Origin of the sequence: Vibrio sp. K4 (assembly GCF_051122595.1) — a bacterium.
Taxonomy (GTDB): domain Bacteria; phylum Pseudomonadota; class Gammaproteobacteria; order Enterobacterales; family Vibrionaceae; genus Vibrio; species Vibrio owensii.
In genome coordinates this window covers 2,133,364-2,156,096 of the sequence record NZ_CP178577.1, presented here as the reverse complement: position 1 = coordinate 2,156,096, position 22,733 = coordinate 2,133,364, and the positions used below count along the sequence as shown (strand labels likewise).

Below are 22,733 nucleotides of genomic sequence, written 5' to 3'. Positions count from 1 at the left end.
GCATGGCGGGTTACCAACCTAAAAAGCGTAAAATGACTGCAGAGATCAACGTCGTACCATACATCGACGTGATGCTCGTTCTGCTGATCATTTTTATGGCGACCGCTCCATTTGTCACTCAAGGTGTGGATGTGGATCTTCCACAGACATCAACGGCTGAATCTATGCAAGACTTGGCTGGTGATACAGACAGCAGTTTCATCATCATTGAAATCGATCGTGACGGCAATTTAGGCTTAAGCGTGAATGATGAAGAGGTTCAACGCGGTCTATCACTACAAGACGTGATTGTTCGCGTGAAAGCCGAGCGTGAGATCAAACCTGATTCACCTGTTGCGGTAGGTGGTGATGCAGCGACGCCATACGCCGACGTTGTACTTTTGCTTGACGAGTTAAGTCGTGCAGGCATCCCAAAAGTGGGTCTGATGACCGATATCAGGGAATAGACATCGAACATCTATGAAAGATAACAAGAAAAAATCCAAAGAGTACACCAAGCCGATAGCAATATCGGTTGGTTTGCACGCGCTATTAGTCGTGGCTCTACTTTGGGGGACGGACTTCACTATGTCGAAACCAGAGCCGACAGGCCAGATGGTTCAGGCTGTGGTGATTGATCCAAAACTTGTTCAGAAACAAGCGAACGAGATTCGTCAGCAACGCGAAAAAGCCGCGAAGAAAGAGCAAGATCGTCTAGATAAATTGAGACGTGAAGCTGAGCAGCTTGAGAAAAACCGCAAAGCTGAAGAAGAACAGATTCGTAAGCTAAAAGAGCAGCAGGCAAAAGACGCCAAAGCCGCTCGTGAAGCCGAAGCTGCTCGCAAGAAGAAAGAACAAGAACGCAAAGTTGAGGAAGAGCGTGTTCGCAAAGAGAAAGAGCGAGCAGCGAAAGCCGAACAAGAGCGTAAAGCCAAAGAAGAAGCGGCCGCAAAAGCGGAACAAGAACGTGTAGCGCGAGAGAAAGCAGCGAAAGAAGCTGAAGAAAAAGCGAAACGTGAACGTGAAGCCGCTGCGAAAGCCGAGCAAGAACGCATCGCGAAAGAAAAGGCTGCTAAAGAGGCTGCAGAAAAGGCACGCCAAGAGAAAGAGCGTCTTGAGCGATTAGAGCGTGAGCGTAAAGAGCAAGAAGCTGCACTGGATGATATTTTTGCAGGCCTTGAAAGCGAGGCAAGCCAAAACAGTGCGGCTCGTAACCAATTCATTGACGATGAACTTTCTCGTATGTCATCCATCTATACTCAGAACATTCAGCAAAGGCTGATTAAGGATGATTACCTGCTGGGAAAGGAGTGTAGGGTAAACATCAAACTGATCCCAACAGGGACAGACATGATGGTTGCTGGCGTGACCATATTAGACGGCGACGCCCGAGTATGTGCGGCTGCGAAGAGTGCGATTGCGCAGGTAGGGACTTTCCCTAAATCGTCAGAAGAAGCGGTCAACGAAAAATTGAAAGACATCAACTTAACTGTTGCTTTGGACTAAAAGGAACTGAGACGTGATTAAACGCCTTTTACTAGGAATGTTTGTACTGCTTGGCAGTCTAACAAGTGTGGCTCACGCTGCATTAGAGCTAGTCATTACCGATGGTATTGACTCAGCACGACCAATTGCTGTTGTTCCATTTAAATGGGAAGGCAGTGAACCTCTTCCAACTGATATCTCTGCTGTGATTGCTTCAGACTTGCAACGCAGTGGTAAGTTCAGCCCGGTACCGACCAGCAAGATGCCACAAACACCATTCAACGAATCAGAGGTTAACTTTGATGCGTGGACAGGCCTTGGGGTTGATGCGCTGCTTACTGGTTCAATCAAAAAGAACGAACAGGGCAACTATGTTGTGAACTACCAATTGGTTGACGTTGTTCGTGGTCAATTGACTGGCGGCAATAGCAAAGCACTTGGTGGCGACGGCGAGCTGGTACTTTCTAAAGATCATGTTCTGTTCAACAAAGTGGCTACGGTTGAAGGCCCACGCATGCGTGAGTACGCGCACCGTATCTCTGACCTTGTCTACGAGCAATTAACGGGTGAGCGTGGTGCGTTTATGACACGTATCGCTTATGTGGTGGTGAACGATAAAGATAACTTCCCTTACCAACTTCGCGTTGCGGATTATGATGGCTACAACGAGCGCCTAGTGCTTCAGTCTAAGCAACCGCTTATGTCTCCGGCATGGTCTCCAGATGGTCAGAAACTGGCTTACGTAAGTTTCCAGAATGGTCAGGCTGAGATCTTCATCATGAACATCTACACCGGTGAACGCGAGAAGGTAACGTCATACCCTCGTCACAATGGTGCGCCAAGATTCTCGCCGGACGGCAGCCAGTTAGCCCTTGTGCTTTCTAAGACTGGTTCGCTTCAGGTTTACACTTTGGATCTAAAAACACGCAAATTGACACAAATTACGCGTGGCAGATCAAATAATACAGAACCATACTGGCACCCTGATGGCAAATCGCTGATTTTCACATCTGACAGGGGTGGTAAACCTCAGATTTATAAAGTAGATTTGGGCAGCGGTTCGACTAATCGCTTGACTTGGCAAGGCAGTCAAAACTTGGGTGGTCAAATCACTCCTGACGGCCGATTCCTAGTCATGGTGAATCGCAGTGATTCGGGTTTCAACTTGGCCAAACAAGATTTGGAAACAGGTGCTCTTCAGGTGCTAACAAAAACGTTGCTTGATGAGTCTCCGAGCATTGCCCCAAATGGTGGCATGGTTATCTACAGCTCGATTTACAACAAGAAAAACGTACTATCGATGGTGTCAATTGATGGTCGATTTAAAGCTAGATTACCGGCAACTAATGGGCGTGTAAGAGCTCCCGCGTGGTCACCGTTTTTGTAGTAAGAAAAATTGATTAATAAAGGAAAATAAGATGCAACTGAACAAGGTTCTAAAAGGGCTACTAATCGCGATTCCTGTGATGGCTATGACAGCATGTAGCTCAAGCGATGACGCTGCTTCTAACACGGGTGCTGAGACAAACACTGGTGCTGCAGAAACAACAGTCGTTACTCCGATCGATCCAAACAGCCAGCTAACAGAGCAAGAGCTAAAAGAGCAAGCGCTACGTGAAACTCAAACAATCTACTTCGCATTTGATAACTCAACAATTGCTGGTGATTACGAAGAGATGCTAGCAGCTCACGCTTCTTACCTAAGCAAGAACCCTGCTCTTAAAGTAACGATCGAAGGTCACGCAGATGAGCGCGGTACTCCTGAGTACAACATCGCTCTAGGTGAGCGTCGTGCAGAAGCAGTATCAAACTACCTACAAGCACTAGGTGTTCAAGCTGATCAAATCTCTATCGTTAGCTACGGTGAAGAGAAGCCACTTCTTCTAGGTCAATCTGAAGATGTTTACGCTAAGAACCGTCGTGCGGTTCTAGTATACTAATTCGAGGTAAACCTCATGTTCAGTAACACTAAGCGCGCTGTTACGCTTACGTTACTGGCAAGTGCAGCGAACTTCGCGTTCGCTGCACCAGCTCCAGTATCAGATCTCAACAGCACATCATCAGTATCTACTCGATCTTCTTCCGAAAGCGACATCGAGCGTTTAGAGCGCTTGTTGCAAAACCGCAACCGCGTTCAGCTTCAAATGCAAGAACAAGTTGACCAAATGGCACAAGAGATCAGTGATCTACGTGGTCAATTAGAGCGCAACAACTACGAGATGCAGCAAATGCTTAAGCGTCAACGTGAGTTGTTTGTGGAGCTTGATCGAGTGCGTGGCGAAATGAAAGCCGCACCTGTTAAAGAAACCAAACCAGCGGAAACTGGCGGTAAGTACACATCGAATGCCGATGAACAAACGGCTTACCAAGACGCGGTGGATTTAATCCTTAAAAAACGCGACTACACCGGTGCTATCGCTGCCTTCCAACAGTTCCAAAAGGACTATCCTGATTCAACATATTCAGCGAACTCACATTACTGGCTAGGTCAGTTGTACTTCGCGAAGAAGCAGGACAAAGATGCAGTGAAGAGCTTTGCTGCCGTGGTTTCTTACAAAGATTCCAACAAGCGTGCAGATGCGTTGGTTAAACTAGGTGATATCGCTGAGCGTAACAACAACGACGCACAAGCGAAGAAATACTATCAGCAAGTAGTAGACGAGTACCCAGGCAGCGCCTCGGCGAAAGTTGCAAGCTCTAAGCTGAAGTAACGACACCAAAGTAATATCAAGATGATTAAAAAGGGAGCCTCGGTTCCCTTTTTCTTTGCATTGGCTTTACGACTTTAAAAGAAGAATGATTCATGCAACGAATGTTCATGAGCAACAATTAGAATTGTTACTTACAACAAAGATATACGGCTAGACTGCTATAAATTCCGGTTACGGGTTGGTTTTTGAAAATCAACAAGGTTACAATACTCGGATTAAAGGAAGTTGCGTAGAGCAAGAGCAATGAGCCACATATTAGATAAAATCGACACAGTTTACCCATTCCCACCAAAACCAACCCCATTAAGCCAAGAAGAAAAAGCCGATTACATCGAGCGAATCAAAAAGCTGCTTAAAGAAAAAGACGCGGTACTTATCGCTCACTACTATACCGATCCTGAGATCCAAGCTTTGGCTGAAGAGACCGGCGGTTTTGTTGGTGATTCGCTAGAAATGGCAAAGTTTGGTAACCGTCATCCAGCAAGTACGCTGATCATTGGTGGTGTTCGCTTTATGGGTGAGTCTGCGAAGATCCTGACACCAGAAAAGCGCATTCTAATGCCAACGCTAGAAGCAGAATGTTCACTTGATCTTGGTTGTCCTGCGGATAAGTTCAGCGAGTTCTGTGATGCGCACCCAGACCACACGGTTGTGGTTTACGCAAACACATCTGCAGCGGTAAAAGCGCGCGCAGATTGGGTGGTGACTTCTAGTATCGCTCTAGAGATTGTTGAACACCTAGACGCAGAAGATAAGCCAATCATCTGGGGCCCTGACCGTCACTTAGGTTCTTACATCGCAAACAAAACTGGCGCAGACATGTTGCTATGGCAAGGTGAGTGTGTGGTTCACGATGAGTTCTCTGCAGATGCGCTACGCAAGATGAAGAGTGTCTACCCAGACGCGGCAATCCTAGTGCACCCAGAGTCTCCAGCGAGTGTGGTTGAACTAGCCGATGCGGTTGGTTCTACGAGTCAGCTAATTAAGGCAGCGAAAGAGCTTCCTCATCAACAAATGATCGTTGCGACTGACAAAGGTATCTTCTTCAAGATGCAGCAGCTAGTGCCAGAGAAAGAATTGATTGAAGCACCAACGGCGGGCGCGGGCGCGACATGTCGCAGCTGTGCACACTGTCCTTGGATGGCGATGAACGGCCTTAAAGCGATTGAAAAAGCATTGAATGAAGGTGGTGCAGAGCACGAAATCTTCGTTGATGAAGCACTACGTGTGAAATCACTTATCCCACTGAACCGCATGCTAGATTTTGCTGAGCAGTTGAACATGCAGGTGAAAGGTAACGCTTAGTCATTCCGTTATTTAAACTGCGGTTTGTTAAGACAAATCTCAAAAACCAGCCGAATATGGCTGGTTTTTTTGTTTCTTACAATCAATAGGTTAGTATTTAGTTATAGCAATCAGAAAGGAATCGGACACTTATGGCTGTATGGCTAGTACTGAAAAAGTGGTTTAGTGCTCACCTTTTCAAATTGAGCAACCGAAACCTACTCGTTATTAGTGGCGCATACATTGCCATCTCATGGTCGTTGCTAACTCTCGCCGGAGAGCATGCTCTGACTGATAACCTCTCAAACTTCATTTACTACCTCATGGTGACCGCATCAACGGTTGGTTATGGCGACTTATCACCCTCAAGTGATATGGGTAAGTGGGTTGTGGTGTTGTTTATTATCCCGGGTGGTTTGAGTTTATTTGCTGCCATTTTGGGACGAGTGGCGGGCGGTGCTATTGATTATTGGCGAGCAGGCATACTAGGGAAACGGAGAGTAAGAGTGGAAAACCATATCGTATTACTGGGTTGGAATGGCGCACGTACCATGCATCTGATCCGTATGTTGCAACATGAAGAGCACGGCAAACGTCCAATCGTTTTGTGTAGCCGTTCAGACATTGAAAACCCATTACCGGGTGAGATTGGTTTTATCAAGGTGAACAGTTACACCGACGCGCAAGAGATGAAGAACGCCAATATCATTGGAGCCAACTGTATCATTGTTGATAATCTCACCGATGATATTACCCTCTCAGCCGCCTTGTATTGTGCCTCTGTGAATCCTGATGCACACTTGCTTGCCTATTTTAAAGATGATGCTTTGGGTCGCTTACTTAGTCAGCACTGTCCGAAAGCGGAGTGTATTCCTGCAGTCGGTGCCGAGATGCTTGCTAAAGCGGCAGTGGATCCGGGTTCCAGTGCATTGCACCAAGAGTTACTCGCTTCGACACGCGGTATGACTCAGTACTCTGTGATTTACCCTGACGATCAACCAACCACGAATGTTGAAACGATCTTTGGTTTTATTAAGAAGCATCATCAAGCGACGTTGATCGCCTTCGATCTTGGCAGTGGTATTGAGCTAAACCCTGAACTTAGCGCTCAAGTGCCGCCAAACACCAAACTGTTTTATATTGCCGACGAGCGAATTGATGATTTCGCTTGGACAGACATGAACAAGGACAAATAATGCATATGATTGCCGACCTGTTGGCAGGTTTCCCTAACTTTCTTCTCTATTTTTCGGTGTCGATTATTTTCGTACTGGCGTTCAAATTCATCTACGTCAAACTGACTCCATACGATGAGTGGCATTTGATCAAAGAAGAAAAGAACACTGCCGCTGCCGTTGCATTAAGCGGTGCTTTTCTAGGCTACTGCCTTGCGATTGCAGGTGCTGCGACTAACTCAGTTAACATCGTCGATTTTATGGTGTGGGGCGTTGTAGCCATGCTTGCGCAGATCATCGCATTCGGTATTGTGCGCTTCATTCTTTTACCAAAAGTCTCAGAGCGTATTGAGAACGATGAAGTACCAGCCGGCATTGTTCTGGCTGCAGTTTCGGTATCTGTCGGCGTGCTGAACGCGGCTTGTATGACGTATTAGGAGGAGCGATGAAACGCAGTTCTAACGTCAAACGTTCTTCAATGGACAAAAGCTTTAAAGTCGGACGAATCATCCCATTTGTCGCTTTTGGCGGTATCTTTTTTCTGGCAACGCATGAGTCGAAAACCGAAGGTTATATCTATGCCGATGCGGATGAATGTAAATCGGACGCGCCAGAGTTCAGCGAGCAATGTGAAATCGCTTACCAAGAAGCGATGGCTAGAGCGGAAGAAAACGCACCGCGCTATAACAATGAGTTCGAATGTGAAGACGATTTCTATGAAGACGATTGTTATTACAGCTCACGCCATCGTTCTTACGTACCGTTTGTGGGTGGGTACTTTTTCAGCCGTGCAGTGAGTGGTTTGAGTGGATACAACAAAAGCTATTACTCAGAGCCGATGTATCGCTACAAGTCTAAGTATTACAACGGTGCAGGGCAGTTCTACGGTTCTTACCGTAATCAATCCACCAAAGTCGCGACAAGTAACCTAAACAAGCGAGGCGGCGGTACGATTGGCCGTGCTATGTCCCGAGGCGGATTTGGTAAAGCGGTGTCTGTGAGTCGTGGCGGTTAACAACGATGTTTCGACGAGAAATACAAGAAAGAGAAAACTGGCGTGAATTGGCACGCCAGTTTGGTTTTGGCTTTCATTCAATGTATGACCAACCCTACTGGGATGAAAGTGCTTACTATCAGTTTTCCCTTTCGCAAATAGAGCAAGATATTGAAGCGCCAACCGAGGAGCTTCATCAAATGTGCCTAGAAATCGTGGATCAAGTGGTCAGAAGTGAGCGATTACTGACTCAATGCGCCATTCCTGAGGCCATGTGGTCACAAGTTGCTTCTTCTTGGCAGCGAAGAGAGCCTTCTCTCTATTCGAGAATGGACTTTGCGTACAACGGTTCCTCTCCAGCAAAGCTATTAGAAAACAATGCAGATACGCCAACGTCATTGTTTGAGACTGGCTTTTGGCAGTGGGTGTGGCTAGAAGATATCGTCAACAAAGGCCGCATCCACCAAAGTGCGGATCAGTTTAATATTCTGCAAGATTTCCTTATTGAGCGCTTTGCTGAGATCGCCAAACTGCAACCGGGACAAACTCTGCACTTTAGTTGCTGTAAATACACCGAAGAAGACAAGGGCACAGTGCAATATCTGGAGGATTGCGCACGTGAGGCAGGGCTAGCAACCGCATTTGTTTTTGTTGAAGACATTGGCGTAACAGAAGACGGACAGTTTGTGGATGCTGATGACCGAGCGATTCGCTGGATGTTTAAACTCTATCCTTGGGAATTTATGTTCGAAGAGGAATACAGCAAGTATTTAGCAACATCCAGCGTAAACTGGTTAGAGCCGATGTGGAAATCAATTCTGTCCAACAAAGCTCTATTGCCGCTACTTTGGGAGCGTTTTCCAAATCATCCTAATCTCCTGCCTGCGTATTTTGCCAACGATCCAAAAGCGAGCAGTCTGAAAGACTATGTCATTAAGCCACTGTTTTCTCGCGAAGGCGCGAACATAGAGATCGTTAAAAATGGACAGCGTTTAGTGAAAACTCCTGGGCCGTACGAATCGAGTCAAAACATCGTTCAGCAATATCATCCGCTACCCAAATTTGGCCAAAGCCATACGCTCATTGGCAGTTGGCTCGTGAATGACAAAGCTGCGGGGATTTCGATTCGAGAAGACAGCAGTTTAGTGACTCAAGATATGGCGCGCTACATTCCTCACGTTATTCTTGATTGATCAAAAAAGCTCTCCGGTTTGGAGAGCTTTTTCATTGTATGTCGCCTGTTTTACTGAGCAGAGCGTTTACTCTTCTTCTGCTAGCATAACACCGCGTTGAGTCAGGCCGCCGAGCATCATCGGCATTGCATTGAAGATTTCTTCAAACTGCTCAAGACCTTCCATACCTTGTTCTGCAAGTGTTGCGATCGTCGTTTCTGGATCGTAAAGCATAGTGAGAGAAAGCAGAACACCACCTAGTAGAGCACTGTCTTCGCTATCTGCAGGCATTAAGTTTTCCCAATCATCACGAGTAATTTGCCAGCCTTGAAGTACACCTTCACAGAAATCGCGAGTGTTTGCTGACACGATATCTTGATCATCCAACTCACAACCTTCAGGCCATTGCCACGCACCTTCTAGAAGTGCAGGGCGAGTTTGGTTCCACATTTGAACGATTTCATCGATGTACTGTTCTAGTTGCTCACCATCAGAGAAAGGTGCAGTTTCTTCACCGCCCCATAGGAATGGCAGCCACTCTTGAGGATTCAACACGTTTGGCGCACACGCCATAGACGTTACAAAGCCTTGAGTTTTCGCTAGGTTTAGTAGTTTTCCATCAAGTTCTGGAAGAGAAAGGATGTCTTGTAGTTTCAAAATAGAATACCATTTGTTAATGGGCTGGTTGGTTGCGCTCATATTACCAATCAATTATTGATAAATCGATATTAGGGAATGATTCGTCTACATCTATGGAAATTCGTTCGTCACTCAGAAAAAAAAGCATTCTCGCCCTAACGCTTTATTTGTGCTTTTTCATCGCGACCATTGGTTCTGTTGTGTACCTTGTGGTCGAGCCTCCAGTGCGCGAAAAACTCGAACGTAATCTGGATCTGCGTACCCAATTGCTTGCCTCGCAGATAGAAGGGCCTCTGACGAGTTCGGTTGGACTCTTAAATAGCTTAGTGGGGTTAGGGCAGACGCCAACACCAAGTATTTCACTTCAAGATACCATCCCACAATTACTCGCAGTCAGTGACGACATCATTGTGAGTGGTGGTTTATGGCCAAAACCGATACTTAAAGATGAACGCTGGCAATACACGAGCTTGTTTTTCAATAAGAATGAAAACGGCAGTCTTGATCAAATTCACTCCTACAACAATCCAGAATCCGGAGGCTACGATAATGAGCCTTGGTACCAATCTGTAGTAAACCAGCCTGCAGGTTCAGTCAGTTGGTCTGGCGTGTATATCGATACCTTCACTCAGGTACAGATGATCACCGCTTCAGCGCCTTATTATAAAGATGGCGTTTTTGCTGGTGTCGCAACCGTAGATTTATCTTTAGAGGCGTTATTCCAGTTCATCCGTGAGCATACTAACCAATACTCATTGGGCGTTGTGATTCGTGATGCTGATGACCAAGTTGTTATTGAGCATAACTTCCACCTCACCAAAGACATTTACATTAGTCAGTTAGGCTTTGGTGGTTTTGATTGGCGCATGGACGTGGTCAACGCGAAAGTCAAAGTATCTGATCAAGTCTTCAATCAGGTAATGAGTGTCGAGACCGGCATCATCCCATTTTTGCTACTGTGTGTTCTGGTGGGTTACTACCTGTTAAACCGATACATCGTTGAGCCCATCGTACGTATTGCTCAGAAGGTGGATGACTCCAAAACTGGGGGCATCATCGATATTGCCTATGACAGCGAAGACGAGATTGGCCATCTGATCACCAAGTTCAACGAGAAAACCATTTACCTTGAGCGTGAGAGAGTAAAAGCCCAAGCGTCCACCAATGCGAAAACGGCTTTCCTAGCAACTTTGTCTCATGAAATTCGAACACCGATGAATGGCGTGTTGGGAACCGCCCAAATCTTGTTGAAGACCCAACTGACGGATGAACAAAGAAAGCATCTCAACACCTTGTATGATTCAGGCGATCATATGATGACATTGCTCAATGAGATCCTTGATTATTCGAAGATTGAGCAGGGGCACATTGAGCTGGATAACACACCTTTCCCAATTGAATCGATTCTCGGCAGTATCAACAGTGTTTATCACACCTTATGCGCTGAAAAAGGTCTGCAATTCCGCATTATTTCAAATGTGCCGGAAGGTCGTTGGTACAACAATGACAAAGCACGTTTGCGCCAAGTGTTATTTAACTTGCTCAACAACGCTGTGAAATTCACAGACCGAGGCTTTGTCGAAGTTGAGTTGGCAGAGCATGTAAAAAATGACAAAACCAAGCTGACCATCAGTGTGAAAGATACCGGTATCGGCATCAATCCAGACGCGCAAAAGCGCATTTTCAGACCGTTTGAACAAGCAGAGTCCTCTACAACTAGACGTTTTGGCGGCACAGGTTTGGGGCTTGCGATTGTGAAGCAAATTTCTGAACACATGGGCGGAGGGATTACAGTACAAAGCCAAGAGTGCATTGGCACCAAGTTTGTTGTCGAACTGGAACTTAATCCGTGTGAAGCGGGTGTTTTGGAATCAACCAATACACATAAACTCGATTGCCAAGGGTTACGCGCACTTATCGTAGAAGATAACCGCACCAATACCATCATTATGGAGACCTTCTTACGTTCGAAAGGCTTTGTGTGTGTTTGTGTCGAGAACGGGCAGCAAGCGGTGGAGCAGGTAACGAAGCAAGAGTTCGATTTGGTCTTAATGGATAACCACATGCCAGTGCTCGACGGAGTGGGAGCCATTGCAGTGATTCGCTCTATGGATACGCCAGCAAGTTCTGTGCTGATCTTTGGCTGTACTGCCGATGTATTCAAAGAGACACAAGAGCGCATGCTTGACGTGGGGGCCAACCATATTATTGCTAAGCCTATTGTTGAATCTGAGCTTGATGATGCGTTGTACCGATACGCTTCAATGCTTTATCAGTATCAAGATAAGAAGGGTGCCGAGCAGCCCAAGCCACAAAACGCAGAGGCACTACTGCTGAACTTCTATATGGCGCTAGATGACGACAATTTGGAACAGGCAATGTCAACGCTCTCTCATATTTTTGAGAGTGTACAGCCAACAGTCTCAGACGAGCTAAACAAGGTTATCCAGCGTATCGAGGGTTATTTAAGTAAAGCGCTCGCTCCTGAACAAGAAGATATCGACAAACTGACTATGTTGCTCGCAGATCAATAGTCTATTCATTTCGACAAAGTGGTGCGGGCGTTTGCCTGCACTACTTTTAGCTTCTTTCCATCTTCCTAACTCTACAAACTTTGCGTTTACTCTGAATTTACTCTCCCAAGTAGCATAAGCTGATCTTTTTGAAATTCACTTACCAGATATTCCTCTGGTTTTTTGTGTTTTTGCGCGAGCCAAGTCGTTTATTGGTAAATAAATTACGTTTTTAAACTTCATTTTAGGTCGATTTAAGGCGGTTTTCACTGATTATGGTGAAAGCTGCTACTTTTAATCTTAAAGTTGGTTATTAATTTACAACTGATAATTAAAAACGGAATCATAAACTGAAAATCTTATGGTCTAATAGCGCCATTGACTGCTATGTGGTTTTAAATGCAGTAAATGATTTTATAGATGTCGTTTTTATTGGTATTTGATTTTAGAGGTTGTAAATGAAGTCTCGTGGACCATTTTGTATTCGCAATGCCGCAGCGGATACTTTTGCTATGGTGGTTTTTTGTTTTATCACAGGGATGATTATCGAGATCTTGATTTCGGGTATGACGTTTGAGCAGTCTTTAGCATCACGCACATTGTCTATCCCGGTAAACATCGCGATTGCATGGCCTTACGGTATGTTCCGTGATTGGGTATTGCGCCAAGGTAACAAACTGTCACCTTCTTCGTTTATGAAGAACGTGTCTGACTTGGTGGCGTACGTATTGTTCCAATCTCCAGTCTACGCGGGCATTTTGTTAGCTGTAGGCGCGTCTACTGACCAAATCATCACGGCAGTAGCGAGTAACGCAGTTGTGTCTTGTGGTATGGGTGTACTTTACGGTTACTTCCTCGATCAGTGCCGCCGCTGGTTCCGCGTTCCTGGTTACTATCAAGAAGCATAATTGCCCCTGTTTTATGCAATTTAGCTAGATAGTGAGCAAACAAACGCAAAAGGGCGCTTTTTTTCGTGTTTAGCCTTGACCATCAGGCACATAATCATTAAATTAGCGCCTCGTTAGCCAATGATGCTAACCACAATTTGATTCGGTGAGTTGTCCGAGTGGCTGAAGGAGCACGCCTGGAAAGTGTGTATACGGCAACGTATCGAGAGTTCGAATCTCTCACTCACCGCCACATTCTAAGAGGTCTGATTTATCAGGCCTTTTTTCGTTTTTAAGGCTTATTGAGGTAACGCTAGCCCACACTGGAGCTAACACATGTTATCGAATCAAAGGCTATCTTCTAGAAAATCACTTTACCTTATTACCAGTAGGACGGGCGTTTTTGCGTTCCGCTGGAATCTCAGAGTTAATGGTAAGCACCACCAGCCAACATTGAGTCTGAAAACAAGGGACTACCTCCAAGCGGTTAAGCTCGCGTCAGAAATAGCAATTCGCATACAGCAAATTACCCAACCAACTTTAGAAGATATCAAGTCAATCTACAGTGATTTCAAAGGCTCGGAGTCAAAGAAAATTCTACTGCTTCATAGCATTGATATCTCAAATCATCTAACAGACCTCAGTATCAAAAGCCAAACAGAATACAGAAATTGTTGGAATAGTTTTGTTAACTCTCTCAGCCAATCAACGACATTAGCTAGTGTCAGACAGTCACACATTGACCTATGGAAGAAAACCCAAACTTGTAGCCTTACTACTATGAAGAAGAAGCTTAGATTGCTGTCTAGTTGTTTCGGGAGAGTTGGTCATAAAGTAGAACAAGATTGGTTTAAAGTAGCAGTCGAAAAGACACCAGTTAGACCTAAGCGAGCTATAACCAAGCAAGAGCTTGGAAAGCTACTGAAAGCCACACAGTGCTATAAAAAGAGCAAAGATGAGTGGAAGTATTATCTTCCTCGCATAGCGGCTCTAACAGGCTGTAGGCTCAATGAGATAGCGCAGTTGAGGGTATGTGATGTTCAGTTAGGAGGTGAACCAACATTGAGCATAAATGATGATAATGATGATAAAAAACTAAAGAACTCATCGAGTAAGCGAGTCTTGCCCATTACCACTCCTTTACTGAATTTATTAAATGAGTTGGTAGCAGGTAAAGGAAAGAATGAACATCTATTCACTCTTCCATACAGTAAACAGAATGGTTATGCAGGAAAGCCTAGCAAGTACTTCTCAGTGCTTCTAAAGTCTTTAGATATCAGAGAGGTATCATTTCACTCTCTACGTCACTACGTGATTACAGAGCTATTCAATGAAGGAGTGAAAGAGGAGTTGATAGGTTCACTGATGGGGCATAGTGTAGGTAAGTTAACTACAGGTAAAACATATTTGTCCGGATTCTCGTACCAAAATAGATTAATGGCTTTGCGCATGCTGGACGTAGGTTTATCCTGATTTTTTTGAGGACTATTGCTGAATAACATTGATGAGTTTACATTCGCCCATGCGTTAAAATCATGAGGACATTTAAATTGAAATCAACGTTATCAAAGACGGGAAGTGCTCCTTCTCTAAAGGTAGGCTTTGAGACAAACTTAACTAAGTGGTGGAAGCTAGTAGCATTCATCACCGCGGCTATTTTGATGGTCGTTGGTTTTAAATTTGTACAGAAAATTTCCTTTTTGCTTCTCAACGATGGCTCAGGAGATTGGATGCTAAGCCAAGGTAGTGTTGGTATAGCTCAAGCCATTTATTGTATTTTTTGTATAGTTCAGGTTTCTGACCGTGTTTATGGTGCTAAGAACCCAGAGCGTATAGAAAATGAATTCTGGAAGTACGTATATTTATCTGTTCAAAACATAGCACTTATACAGGTGACGTTCACAATTGGCGCTCTTCTTGTAATGTGGTTATGGAGCTGACTTGTGGGCAAAATTAAGTCTTTGGTCTTCATTGTTGTGTTAGTGTTTTCAGTGCAACTCAGAGCGCAATCTGATGTGTTCATTGAGTCAGTCGGAAAGTATACAAAACAAGTCGAAATGTATGTATCTGACCCTTGGATTTCGATGGCGGCTAAATGCGCTGGGGCCGAAGCTCTTTTACCAGAGAGCTACGGTTACTATGACCTACTTATAACCAAAATTGAGGGTAAGAGAAAAGAATTAGGCTTTAATGACGTTAGTGCACAATTAGCTCTTTTTTACTCTATAGGTTTTGGTGACGGGGTCATTGGTGGTCTCGCAAATGTTAGTGGAGAGAAACGTTCAGGATATGCACTAAAAGTGCTGGGTAGTAAAATGTGCCAAGGTATCAAGTAAGTGAAAGTTGAACTTTAATGTATATATGGATAGAGGATTTGTCCGTTTACCATGCTTATCCACTGAGAGGATAAGGATTCACTGAAAGGGGGAAGTCGATATTTATTTTTTCAATCTATCACTTTTTTCAGTGTCTCACTTAAGTATTTAGTGTGATAAATAGTAGGATAGATAGTATGTTCCTTAGTATGTTTGTGTTGCCCGAGCATACAGTGAGACAACTTCCATTATACAGGGTTAGAGCTCTCAGCAAACAGGGATGTTTCTTCTCCAAACAAGGGTAAAAGAAAGCCTCCGAAGAGGCTATCTTAGAACGGTGATTCATCCACTTCCAATTCTCCTTGCACAAAATCATCCCACCAATCGCTGGTGGCTTGAGGTTGCTCTCTTGGTGGCTGGACTGCATTAGTAGTAGAGCCAGTTAGAGTATGAGAACCTTCAGCCTCTGATTCATCCGTTTGCGATTCCGAACTCACAGTATCACCTTGCTCATTTGTAGGGCTAAGTTCTTCTGTTTCTTCTTCCTCAAGTTTTGGAACCCCAAGCCACGTGTAGAGTTTAGATGTATTTGTACCTCTATAAGAACTACGAATAAAACCAAGTCCCTCAAGTTTTCGAAGCGCATTGTTTACTGTTGAACGGGTGCATCCAACTTGTTCTGCAATAAGCTCTTGACTTGGATAACAGCTGTAGACGTTACTGTGGTTTCTAGTACCAAAGTAACTGGAAAGCGTCACTAAAACGCTTTTGTCAGTAACAGTTAAACCATGTGACTTTTTTAGATTGGCTTCAATGATTTGTTTTGTAATAGAAAATTGATTTCTAGGCATAACTATAGCTCCTTATGATTAAGGAAACTATGGACTGCTCCAAACATCTTCAGCATGCATCTATGTGTATCCACAATTCCATATGTGAAAGACAGCACCATCCAGACATTTGCTAGGATGGAGTAGAGAGTCTAGGTTAAAGTGGGCTTAAAAAAGTCAGCACAATGTATGTTTTTGCGATAAAATGAGCCCACACAACTACATACACTAACATGCTAGTCTTGTTTTCTCAGTGCAGATAAGTCATTGACCTATATACGGCACATCGCCGTTAGGTGATGGTGAAAGCGTAGCTTTACGTATCGAGAGTTCGAATCTCTCACTCACCGCCACATTCTAAAGCCCCAGCAGAAATGCTGGGGCTTTTTCGTTTCTGAGTTTCTTCTATCCTGATGCCTTTACAAATACTTCATTAGTTCGTCTGCGTTTCCAAGCACGATTTGCTGGCCGCGTGGATTAGACTTTTGTGTATGAATATCAATATTGTAGGCGTCGAGCACATATCTAACCAAAGATGCATTGGTTGGGATCTTTAATACGCCATCGCTCATCGCATAGTCTTTCTCGATAACTGCTTTCTGCTTTTCACTAAACCTCTGGTCTGCTACCAATTCAACATTAACGTTCTTATTCCACAAAGGGTCACTTTGCTTTTTGAAGCTAGCACTATCATTTAAATCAGGTATCCCTTGAATGCGACTCAATACGAAATCTCGATAGTCTCCGGCATGCTCACAATAGGCTCTTACATGCCAACGAATAGGTGTACACACTAGAGTGTGGGGAGAGATTATTCTCTCAACTTCTTCGCCATCCTTTAAAGGTGTGTAGCAAATATCGACACGTTTTTTCTCTCGGATTGCTTGAACGAGTGGACGCAATACTTGCGGCGAGATATTACGTGTAACAGGGCGAATCATAGCGACATTCTCAAAGCCCATATCAAGCTCATCAAATGTAACAGTAATATCTTCACTCCGTGCAAGAATGTGCAAATATTCATCAGCATGACCGCTCGTCAATTGTGGGACAAAGCTATCACTGGGTTTGTAGCCTTTTAATTGCTTGTCATAAATAAGGTTGTTGGGTGCCACATCGGCTAAGTAGGTATTAATGTCCTTTGAAGCTTGTTGTCGGCCTATCCCAAAACTCTGCATTAGATGGCCTGTGTTTAACCGCCCTTCCCAGAGTGCAACGATCTCGATCATTCTGTATCGAGCTAAAAGATCCCACCTAAATGGCCACTTACTCATTTGTGAATTCCTGTCGAATAATGCTACGTGTATATGTAATCAGTGTTTACCTGTCGTTGATGGCGTCACATTATGACTGTCATTGAATATGATCAAGAAAGTAACAAAAAGCTAGCTTTAAATGGACAAGCTTATGAATTACATAAACAGCGAAAATAAAAATAGTCTGTGGGAACTGGATATTAAAGGGATAGAATGGCCAATATTAGCTAGTGATTTTCTAGCTTCGTATGGTTCAACTCCTGATGAAATTCGAACTGTAGCCATCAAAAGACAGATCGTACTTCATAACTTTGAAGGCCTAGATTTTATTCAATGCGGTTACTGTGGATTACCAGTAAAGTACCGAGCACGAAGTGCAGGAGGTAGAGCTGCTTTTTACCACAAGTACGTACCTGAACTAGAAGAAATTAATTGTCCTTTTCATAGCGAATACAAAGGAGAGTTTACGTTTTCCGAAGTAGCGTTGCATGAAACACAGTGGCATTTTCGTACAAAGCACTTCATTGCTGGAGCCCTAAAGGAATTAGAGTCGATTAACCCAAATTCCATAAAAGTGGAAAAGTATATTTTTAGTGAGCAACGTCAGTCTAGTGGCAAAAGGAGACCTGACATCTATTTTGAAGATGTTTCAGGCGGGCGGTTTGCGATAGAGCTCATTCAAGGATGGTTAGATCCCGAGACAATTCATGCTAGAGATAAGTTCTTCCGAGATGAAGGTATCAGCCTAATTTGGTTGTTTAGTGAAAACTGGAGCGATTCTATATTCTATTATGTAATGTATGGTTCACTCTTCGATTTTAGCCCTGAAAATATAAATATTGACGAATTTGAACAAAAAATAGCTGGTGCGCAGTGTAACGCTTTTGTTTTTTCAGAGGAATCAAAAGAACAGAGTCTTAAGTCAGGTCAACTTTACATTGATGTTCACTTTCCAGAATTTAAGCTGAAACATAAAGAGTTAGAGGTTGAAATGAGTTATGGGAGTCAACTTGTGACTCTAAATGATTTAGTTTTTTCTAACGGAAAAGCCGCTTACGCAGTTGATATTCAAAGCAAATTAACAGAAACGAGACACAACCTTTTAGTTCAGATTCAAGAGAAAGCTCAACGTGAGTCTCATGGGGCGCTCAAGCGTGTTCATTCCCTGATTCAAACGATCCAAGAAAGATCACGGCTGGAAACGCTCTCAGAGATGGATCTTACAATGTACTCTGACGACATAGCCGATTGTTTTGAGTATATCTTGCAAGATAATGATGAAAGAGAGCAGCTTCTTGATACGGTCAACCAAACAATCGTTTTAGCAAGTAATAAGATTCAACAGACGCGTGAGAAAGCTATTCGCCAATCCCACGCCAAAGAGCTTCGAGGGCTGAGGCATCAATTTAAGCTCGTTCGAAGAGCAATAAATGAATCCAACACAATTTACGAGTTAACGGTTCTAAAAGAGCACCTAGTTAATATAAATAAAGATTACGAAAGTGTGATTTTAAATGCTCTCTCATCTGATGTTTGGGGTCGTTATCGGAACATGCTCTTTATGAGAGTTGAAGAACAGATTAGCCTTCAGGCAAAGGACGTACCTAAACCAAGGCCGCTGTGGCGTATTATGAATGATATTCTTAGTTATTCACTTGATGAACGCGTTCAACTACTCGAAGCTCGAAGTCTGAAAGCAAAGGAAGTATCACAACAATATTCAGCCTTCATAATTCATCAGTCCCCAGAAGAGACAAGAGCGTTTGAAGAGAAACTCAACAAAATAAAAAATGATACTCTTATGGTACTTATGAATACGAGCTGGTCCCCTTTATTGAAAGAATGGACTCCCCAATATTCCTATCAAGAAGTTTTAAAAAGGGCAGGGTTGCTGCTTAGTATTGATGCTCCTTCAGATTTTATAGCAGCCGAGCAAGATAGAGTAGAAGAGTTGTTGACTACATTTGTTAGCAGGCTAGGAGCAATGATCCTCACGTGTCATGAAGATATCTTTGTAAATTTTTCCAAACAAGTAAACCATGATGCTTTGACTAAGCTAGTCACATTGTGGGTCTGGCTAGAAGAAAATGGGTTCGTTTTCGAACAACCTGAAGCGTCGGATAGAGCGATCGAGTTAAATAAATATTTGTTGTGTCGTGGTATTTAGAAAAAAGATACAGCCAATTGGGATGTTGTTCTGTATAATGAATGCTATTACAATATTAGTCAGCGAAGTGTTTCTAATTTCGGCAGAATTTGAGTATCCCCATTACTAAAGGCTAAATACAACGTGTTCAGTTCTTTGTTGGGTTCTTAAATCGGAATGACAGTGCTAAATAGTAGCTCTGCTTTGGCCGTCAAATACTTCTTAACCGTATTATCTGAGGTAACAGTGAGCCGACAAAGAAGTCTAATTGGCTGGATAGATTTTTCATCCACAGAGCGAGAGCGTGTATCTCAAGTGTTATCCATGTTACAAGAGAAAGGTACACTTGATGAGTTGGGTATAGGACAAATCAGGGATGCCTTTGCCGATCAGCTTTTTCCAGGCTTTTCTACTATCCAAACCCGCGCTAAGTACTTTGTCACTATTCCATATATCTTTCATGACTACCGTAAGCTAGAGCCTAATGAGCGGCCTCTTCTGGCTGAATACATTAGCCAGCAAGAAGATAAATTAGCTAGGTGTTTAGTCGAAAACCATCGACATGATATGCCTGATGGGATCATTGGAAAAGAAAGCCTAGAGAAAGGAGTGGCTCGCAAGCCTTCTTCCGTCTACTGGAATGGGCTACGCCAGTTATCCATCGCTAAAACAGAACTGTCTTTAAGAGAGTTTGTTAACCAGTACCAAGAGTTAGCAAACAATAAGAACGAAACTCATATCGATGACGATGGGCAGCATTCTGATATTGCACATCTGATGACGAACCCCGACGGTTACAGTGAATCTTGGTTAAACCAAGTATCAATAAAGCTTACACGTAAAGAAGCTGATTACCTCAAAAATAAACTACAGCTATCGAGTAAGATTGAACATAGTGTCCCCGCTCAGTTATTCAAGCACAACCTTGTTGGTGAAGCTTTGCAAGTGGTTGATATGGCTGTCCATAATGGATGGCAGGCCGAAGCCCTTTATGAAAAGTTAAAAGACTCGCCTATTTCCGATCAAACGAAAGCTTGTTTTGAAAACGCGCTGGAATTTAGTTTTGTTCTTGAAGGCGCGCATATTCGTTACAACATCCTCATAGCCCAACGGGCCAAGAATATCGAACAGATTGAACAGTTGAATGAAGAGTTTGATGTTTGGTTGAACCAAGCCCATAAACAGCCGACGAGCTTTGAACAGCAGAGCATCGATAACTGGTATGAGTTTGCTTTCGGAGCACATAAAAGCTCAAACAATCGTACACGTCAGTTTATCGAAAACTGGTGTAGCTTGATTCGCGAGAATGCCCCTGTAGATAAGTTGGATGCATGTGTTAAGCAGCAAGCGATAGCAAATAAAGGGGCAAGGTGTTTGCTGAAAAAAGCCCTCAGTGAAAATCAAAAGTGGGTTGGAATGCGCAAACTGGAGTTTCGTTGGCCTTCTGCCAGAGTCATTTTACAAGATATCCAGGAGGGGCTAGATGTTAGTGCCGGATAAAAATCGCTTAGATTATGGCGAACAGCTTATTGCTCCCGAAGGTTATGAGCTTACTCATGCTATCGCTACGACTTATAGCTTGGATCTAAATACCTTGTTGACGGTGCCAATTGCCATGTGTTTTGGCCATACCTTAGAAGGTTCGGTTGAGCACATGAGAATTGCGCTGTTGGAAGCGTTAGGAATGTTGGGAGATAAACTCACGGTTTTCTACCAACAAGGCAATATTAAGTTACCAGATAAGTACAACAGCCTATTTGGCTTGTTGGAAAGCAGTCTTATTCCAGTAGTTCCAAACGCAGGAGAGTCAAATTCAGCGTTTTCGTCGTTTCATCCGAAATTATGGTTACTGCGATTCGAAAGCCCAGATGAAACTAAAAATGTAAAATACCGCTTGATAGTGTTGTCACGTAACTTAACGTTTGACCGCAGTTGGGATCTCAGCGCTGTCATTAATGGAGAATCAAGAGGGAAGCGCAAGCCAGCCAATCGTCCATTGATTAAATTTTTTGATGAAGTTTACCGCGGCTCATCAACGCATTCGTTTGGTGATGTAATTGATCCAGAAGAGCTAGTTAGGGTGCATTGGGATAAACCAGATAACATCACTGAACTTGGTTTTCTCTCTACTGTTTTTGATGATGACAATAAACGAAAGCGTCCAATTCGTTTAGAGCATGGTAATCAAGCCATGCTTGCCGTATCACCTTTTATTCGAGGAGGTGGCAAAGTCGGTGCTTTAGACTGGCTTAGTACCTTTGCTCCTGATGACCAACGTTACTTATTTAGCCGCAAAGAAGAGCTTGATATGGCGGGCGAGAAAGCGTTGGAAGGTTGGCACTGTTACGCACTTAACGAACACCTCGTCGATGCGGAAGAAAATGAGGAAATGGACCAGTCCCCATTTGTAGAAAACGACCTCAACTTGCATGCAAAGTTATTAGTTGTTGACGAAACTGATTCCACTTCCAGCTGGCATCTGGGTTCGGCAAATACAACTCAAGCAGCGATGGGAGACGCCTCCAATAGTCCGAGAAATAGTGAATTCATGCTTCGTTTAGCGGGTTCCAAAGATCACATTGGTGTTCATTCACTGATCAAGCAATGGGTTAATGAGCATGGCACAGGCTTATTTACAAAACATGAGTTCAGTGAATTAGAAGAAACTGAAGGTGAAGACTCTGATCGAACACTTCGTCTATTAGAGTTCAGCCTAATTAGTACAGATTGGAAGCTTGAAGTTGATTTATGTGGTGATGACGAATATCAACTGACCTTAAATGGGGATCTGGTTGAGACTCCCGAGAGTTTTGAGGTTAAGGTTTCGATATTGAGTGCGTCACAGCCTCGAGCCCTAGCTCAGGAGGTTGTTTGGGATTGCCTTAAACCCTCCCAAATTAGTGCGCTAATCCACTTCGAAATATCTGAAAAGGATTCAGTGGTTAAAAATTTAGTCGTTCAAGCTGAAATAATATTTAACTGTAAATTGGACCGTGGAAAGGCAATAACCAATGAATTGCTCGAGAATCGCTCACAGTTTATGAGTTATATCGCGATGCTGTTACATATCGACCCAAGTAAGCAAGATTTGATGAACAGTGCGAGCAAGGGAGACGGTGAGGGGGCTGGTGGCGTGTTCTTCACCAAAGATAGTGTGATCTACGAAAAATTGATGCGAGCAGCTGCGTTAAGTCCGGATTTGTTAGAAAGAATTGATCGTTTACAGGCGCAAGTCGATGAAACGATCATTCCAGATGAATTCAAGATGTTATGGGGCGTCTTCTCGTCATTTGTACCATCCAAGTAGTAGTTAATAAATAGTTGTAAAAATAAGAAGAACACGAAGT

21 protein-coding genes and 1 tRNA gene are annotated in these 22,733 nt (G+C 43.7%); 19 read left to right on the top strand and 3 right to left on the bottom strand.

The window, feature by feature from the left end; translation table 11 throughout:
* Nucleotides 1–2 precede the first annotated feature (2 nt).
* The 10 genes from tolR (at nt 3) to ACLIIY_RS09600 (ending at nt 8,821) form a co-directional block, all read left to right on the top strand.
* The gene (gene tolR, locus ACLIIY_RS09645) at nt 3–446 is read left to right on the top strand and encodes a protein TolR (protein WP_005441707.1); all 444 of its coding nucleotides are present in this window, start codon (nt 3–5) and stop codon (nt 444–446) included.
* A gap of 13 nt (nt 447–459) precedes the next feature.
* Nucleotides 460–1,485 (top strand): cell envelope integrity protein TolA, encoded by a 1,026-nt coding sequence (tolA, locus tag ACLIIY_RS09640; protein ID WP_038896330.1) that lies wholly within the window; start codon nt 460–462, stop codon nt 1,483–1,485.
* Nucleotides 1,486–1,498: 13 nt separating this feature from the next.
* Nucleotides 1,499–2,851 carry a Tol-Pal system beta propeller repeat protein TolB gene (gene tolB, locus ACLIIY_RS09635; protein WP_005441711.1) on the top strand — a complete coding sequence of 451 codons (1,353 nt, stop codon included), beginning with the start codon at nt 1,499–1,501 and terminating at the stop codon, nt 2,849–2,851.
* A gap of 31 nt (nt 2,852–2,882) precedes the next feature.
* Nucleotides 2,883–3,404, top strand: coding sequence for a peptidoglycan-associated lipoprotein Pal (pal, locus tag ACLIIY_RS09630; protein ID WP_005441714.1), 522 nt, complete (start codon nt 2,883–2,885; stop codon nt 3,402–3,404).
* A 15-nt stretch (nt 3,405–3,419) separates the two neighbouring features.
* On the top strand, nt 3,420–4,175 hold the full coding sequence (ybgF, locus tag ACLIIY_RS09625; protein WP_020195628.1) for a tol-pal system protein YbgF: 756 nt from the start codon (nt 3,420–3,422) through the stop codon (nt 4,173–4,175).
* Nucleotides 4,176–4,418: 243 nt separating this feature from the next.
* Nucleotides 4,419–5,480 carry a quinolinate synthase NadA gene (nadA, locus tag ACLIIY_RS09620; RefSeq protein ID WP_434527528.1) on the top strand — a complete coding sequence of 354 codons (1,062 nt, stop codon included), beginning with the start codon at nt 4,419–4,421 and terminating at the stop codon, nt 5,478–5,480.
* 131 nt (nt 5,481–5,611) lie between these two features.
* Nucleotides 5,612–6,655: a potassium channel family protein gene (locus ACLIIY_RS09615; RefSeq protein WP_434527527.1), complete on the top strand. Its 1,044-nt coding sequence runs from the start codon at nt 5,612–5,614 to the stop codon at nt 6,653–6,655.
* Nucleotides 6,655–7,071, top strand: a complete 417-nt coding sequence (locus tag ACLIIY_RS09610; RefSeq protein WP_005441732.1) for a DUF350 domain-containing protein — start codon at nt 6,655–6,657, stop codon at nt 7,069–7,071. The genes ACLIIY_RS09615 and ACLIIY_RS09610 overlap by 1 nt, the downstream gene beginning before the upstream one ends.
* Nucleotides 7,072–7,079: 8 nt before the next feature.
* On the top strand, nt 7,080–7,649 hold the full coding sequence (locus tag ACLIIY_RS09605) for a DUF1190 domain-containing protein (protein WP_009707073.1): 570 nt from the start codon (nt 7,080–7,082) through the stop codon (nt 7,647–7,649).
* Between the two features lie 5 nt (nt 7,650–7,654).
* Nucleotides 7,655–8,821: a glutathionylspermidine synthase family protein gene (locus ACLIIY_RS09600; RefSeq protein ID WP_434527526.1), complete on the top strand. Its 1,167-nt coding sequence runs from the start codon at nt 7,655–7,657 to the stop codon at nt 8,819–8,821.
* A 66-nt stretch (nt 8,822–8,887) separates the two neighbouring features.
* Here the strand turns inward: ACLIIY_RS09600 and ACLIIY_RS09595 are convergent, their stop codons facing one another.
* Entirely contained in the window at nt 8,888–9,499 is a 612-nt protein-coding gene (locus tag ACLIIY_RS09595) for a YecA family protein (RefSeq protein WP_020195632.1), read from the bottom strand.
* A gap of 53 nt (nt 9,500–9,552) precedes the next feature.
* Between ACLIIY_RS09595 and ACLIIY_RS09590 the strand changes: the two genes are divergently transcribed.
* From ACLIIY_RS09590 to ACLIIY_RS09565, 6 genes are all read left to right on the top strand, one after another.
* Nucleotides 9,553–11,973: an ATP-binding protein gene (locus ACLIIY_RS09590; protein ID WP_434527525.1), complete on the top strand. Its 2,421-nt coding sequence runs from the start codon at nt 9,553–9,555 to the stop codon at nt 11,971–11,973.
* Between the two features lie 437 nt (nt 11,974–12,410).
* Entirely contained in the window at nt 12,411–12,860 is a 450-nt protein-coding gene (locus ACLIIY_RS09585; protein ID WP_005441741.1) for an L-alanine exporter AlaE, read from the top strand.
* Nucleotides 12,861–13,004: 144 nt separating this feature from the next.
* Nucleotides 13,005–13,092, top strand: a tRNA-Ser gene (locus tag ACLIIY_RS09580).
* An 83-nt stretch (nt 13,093–13,175) separates the two neighbouring features.
* Nucleotides 13,176–14,312, top strand: coding sequence for a tyrosine-type recombinase/integrase (locus ACLIIY_RS09575; RefSeq protein WP_434527524.1), 1,137 nt, complete (start codon nt 13,176–13,178; stop codon nt 14,310–14,312).
* Nucleotides 14,313–14,389: 77 nt separating this feature from the next.
* A complete protein-coding gene (locus ACLIIY_RS09570) occupies nt 14,390–14,779 on the top strand; it encodes a hypothetical protein (RefSeq protein WP_434527523.1) in 390 nt (129 codons plus the stop codon).
* A 3-nt stretch (nt 14,780–14,782) separates the two neighbouring features.
* On the top strand, nt 14,783–15,175 hold the full coding sequence (locus tag ACLIIY_RS09565; RefSeq protein ID WP_434527522.1) for a hypothetical protein: 393 nt from the start codon (nt 14,783–14,785) through the stop codon (nt 15,173–15,175).
* Nucleotides 15,176–15,483: 308 nt separating this feature from the next.
* On the opposite strand, the gene ACLIIY_RS09560 is transcribed toward ACLIIY_RS09565, so the two are convergent.
* Both ACLIIY_RS09560 and ACLIIY_RS09555 read right to left on the bottom strand, forming a co-directional pair.
* Entirely contained in the window at nt 15,484–16,005 is a 522-nt protein-coding gene (locus tag ACLIIY_RS09560) for a helix-turn-helix domain-containing protein (RefSeq protein ID WP_434527521.1), read from the bottom strand.
* A 398-nt stretch (nt 16,006–16,403) separates the two neighbouring features.
* On the bottom strand, nt 16,404–17,258 hold the full coding sequence (locus ACLIIY_RS09555; protein WP_408697389.1) for a helix-turn-helix transcriptional regulator: 855 nt from the start codon (nt 17,256–17,258) through the stop codon (nt 16,404–16,406).
* 133 nt (nt 17,259–17,391) lie between these two features.
* Here ACLIIY_RS09555 and ACLIIY_RS09550 point away from each other — a divergent pair, with 133 nt between their 5' ends.
* The 3 genes from ACLIIY_RS09550 (at nt 17,392) to ACLIIY_RS09540 (ending at nt 22,693) form a co-directional block, all read left to right on the top strand.
* Nucleotides 17,392–19,407: a hypothetical protein gene (locus ACLIIY_RS09550; RefSeq protein ID WP_409593472.1), complete on the top strand. Its 2,016-nt coding sequence runs from the start codon at nt 17,392–17,394 to the stop codon at nt 19,405–19,407.
* Between the two features lie 162 nt (nt 19,408–19,569).
* Nucleotides 19,570–20,886, top strand: coding sequence for a DUF6361 family protein (locus ACLIIY_RS09545; protein WP_434527520.1), 1,317 nt, complete (start codon nt 19,570–19,572; stop codon nt 20,884–20,886).
* Nucleotides 20,870–22,693: a phospholipase D family protein gene (locus tag ACLIIY_RS09540; RefSeq protein WP_409593474.1), complete on the top strand. Its 1,824-nt coding sequence runs from the start codon at nt 20,870–20,872 to the stop codon at nt 22,691–22,693. Before ACLIIY_RS09545 ends, ACLIIY_RS09540 begins: the two co-directional genes overlap by 17 nt.
* The last annotated feature ends 40 nt before the right edge of the window (nt 22,694–22,733 follow it).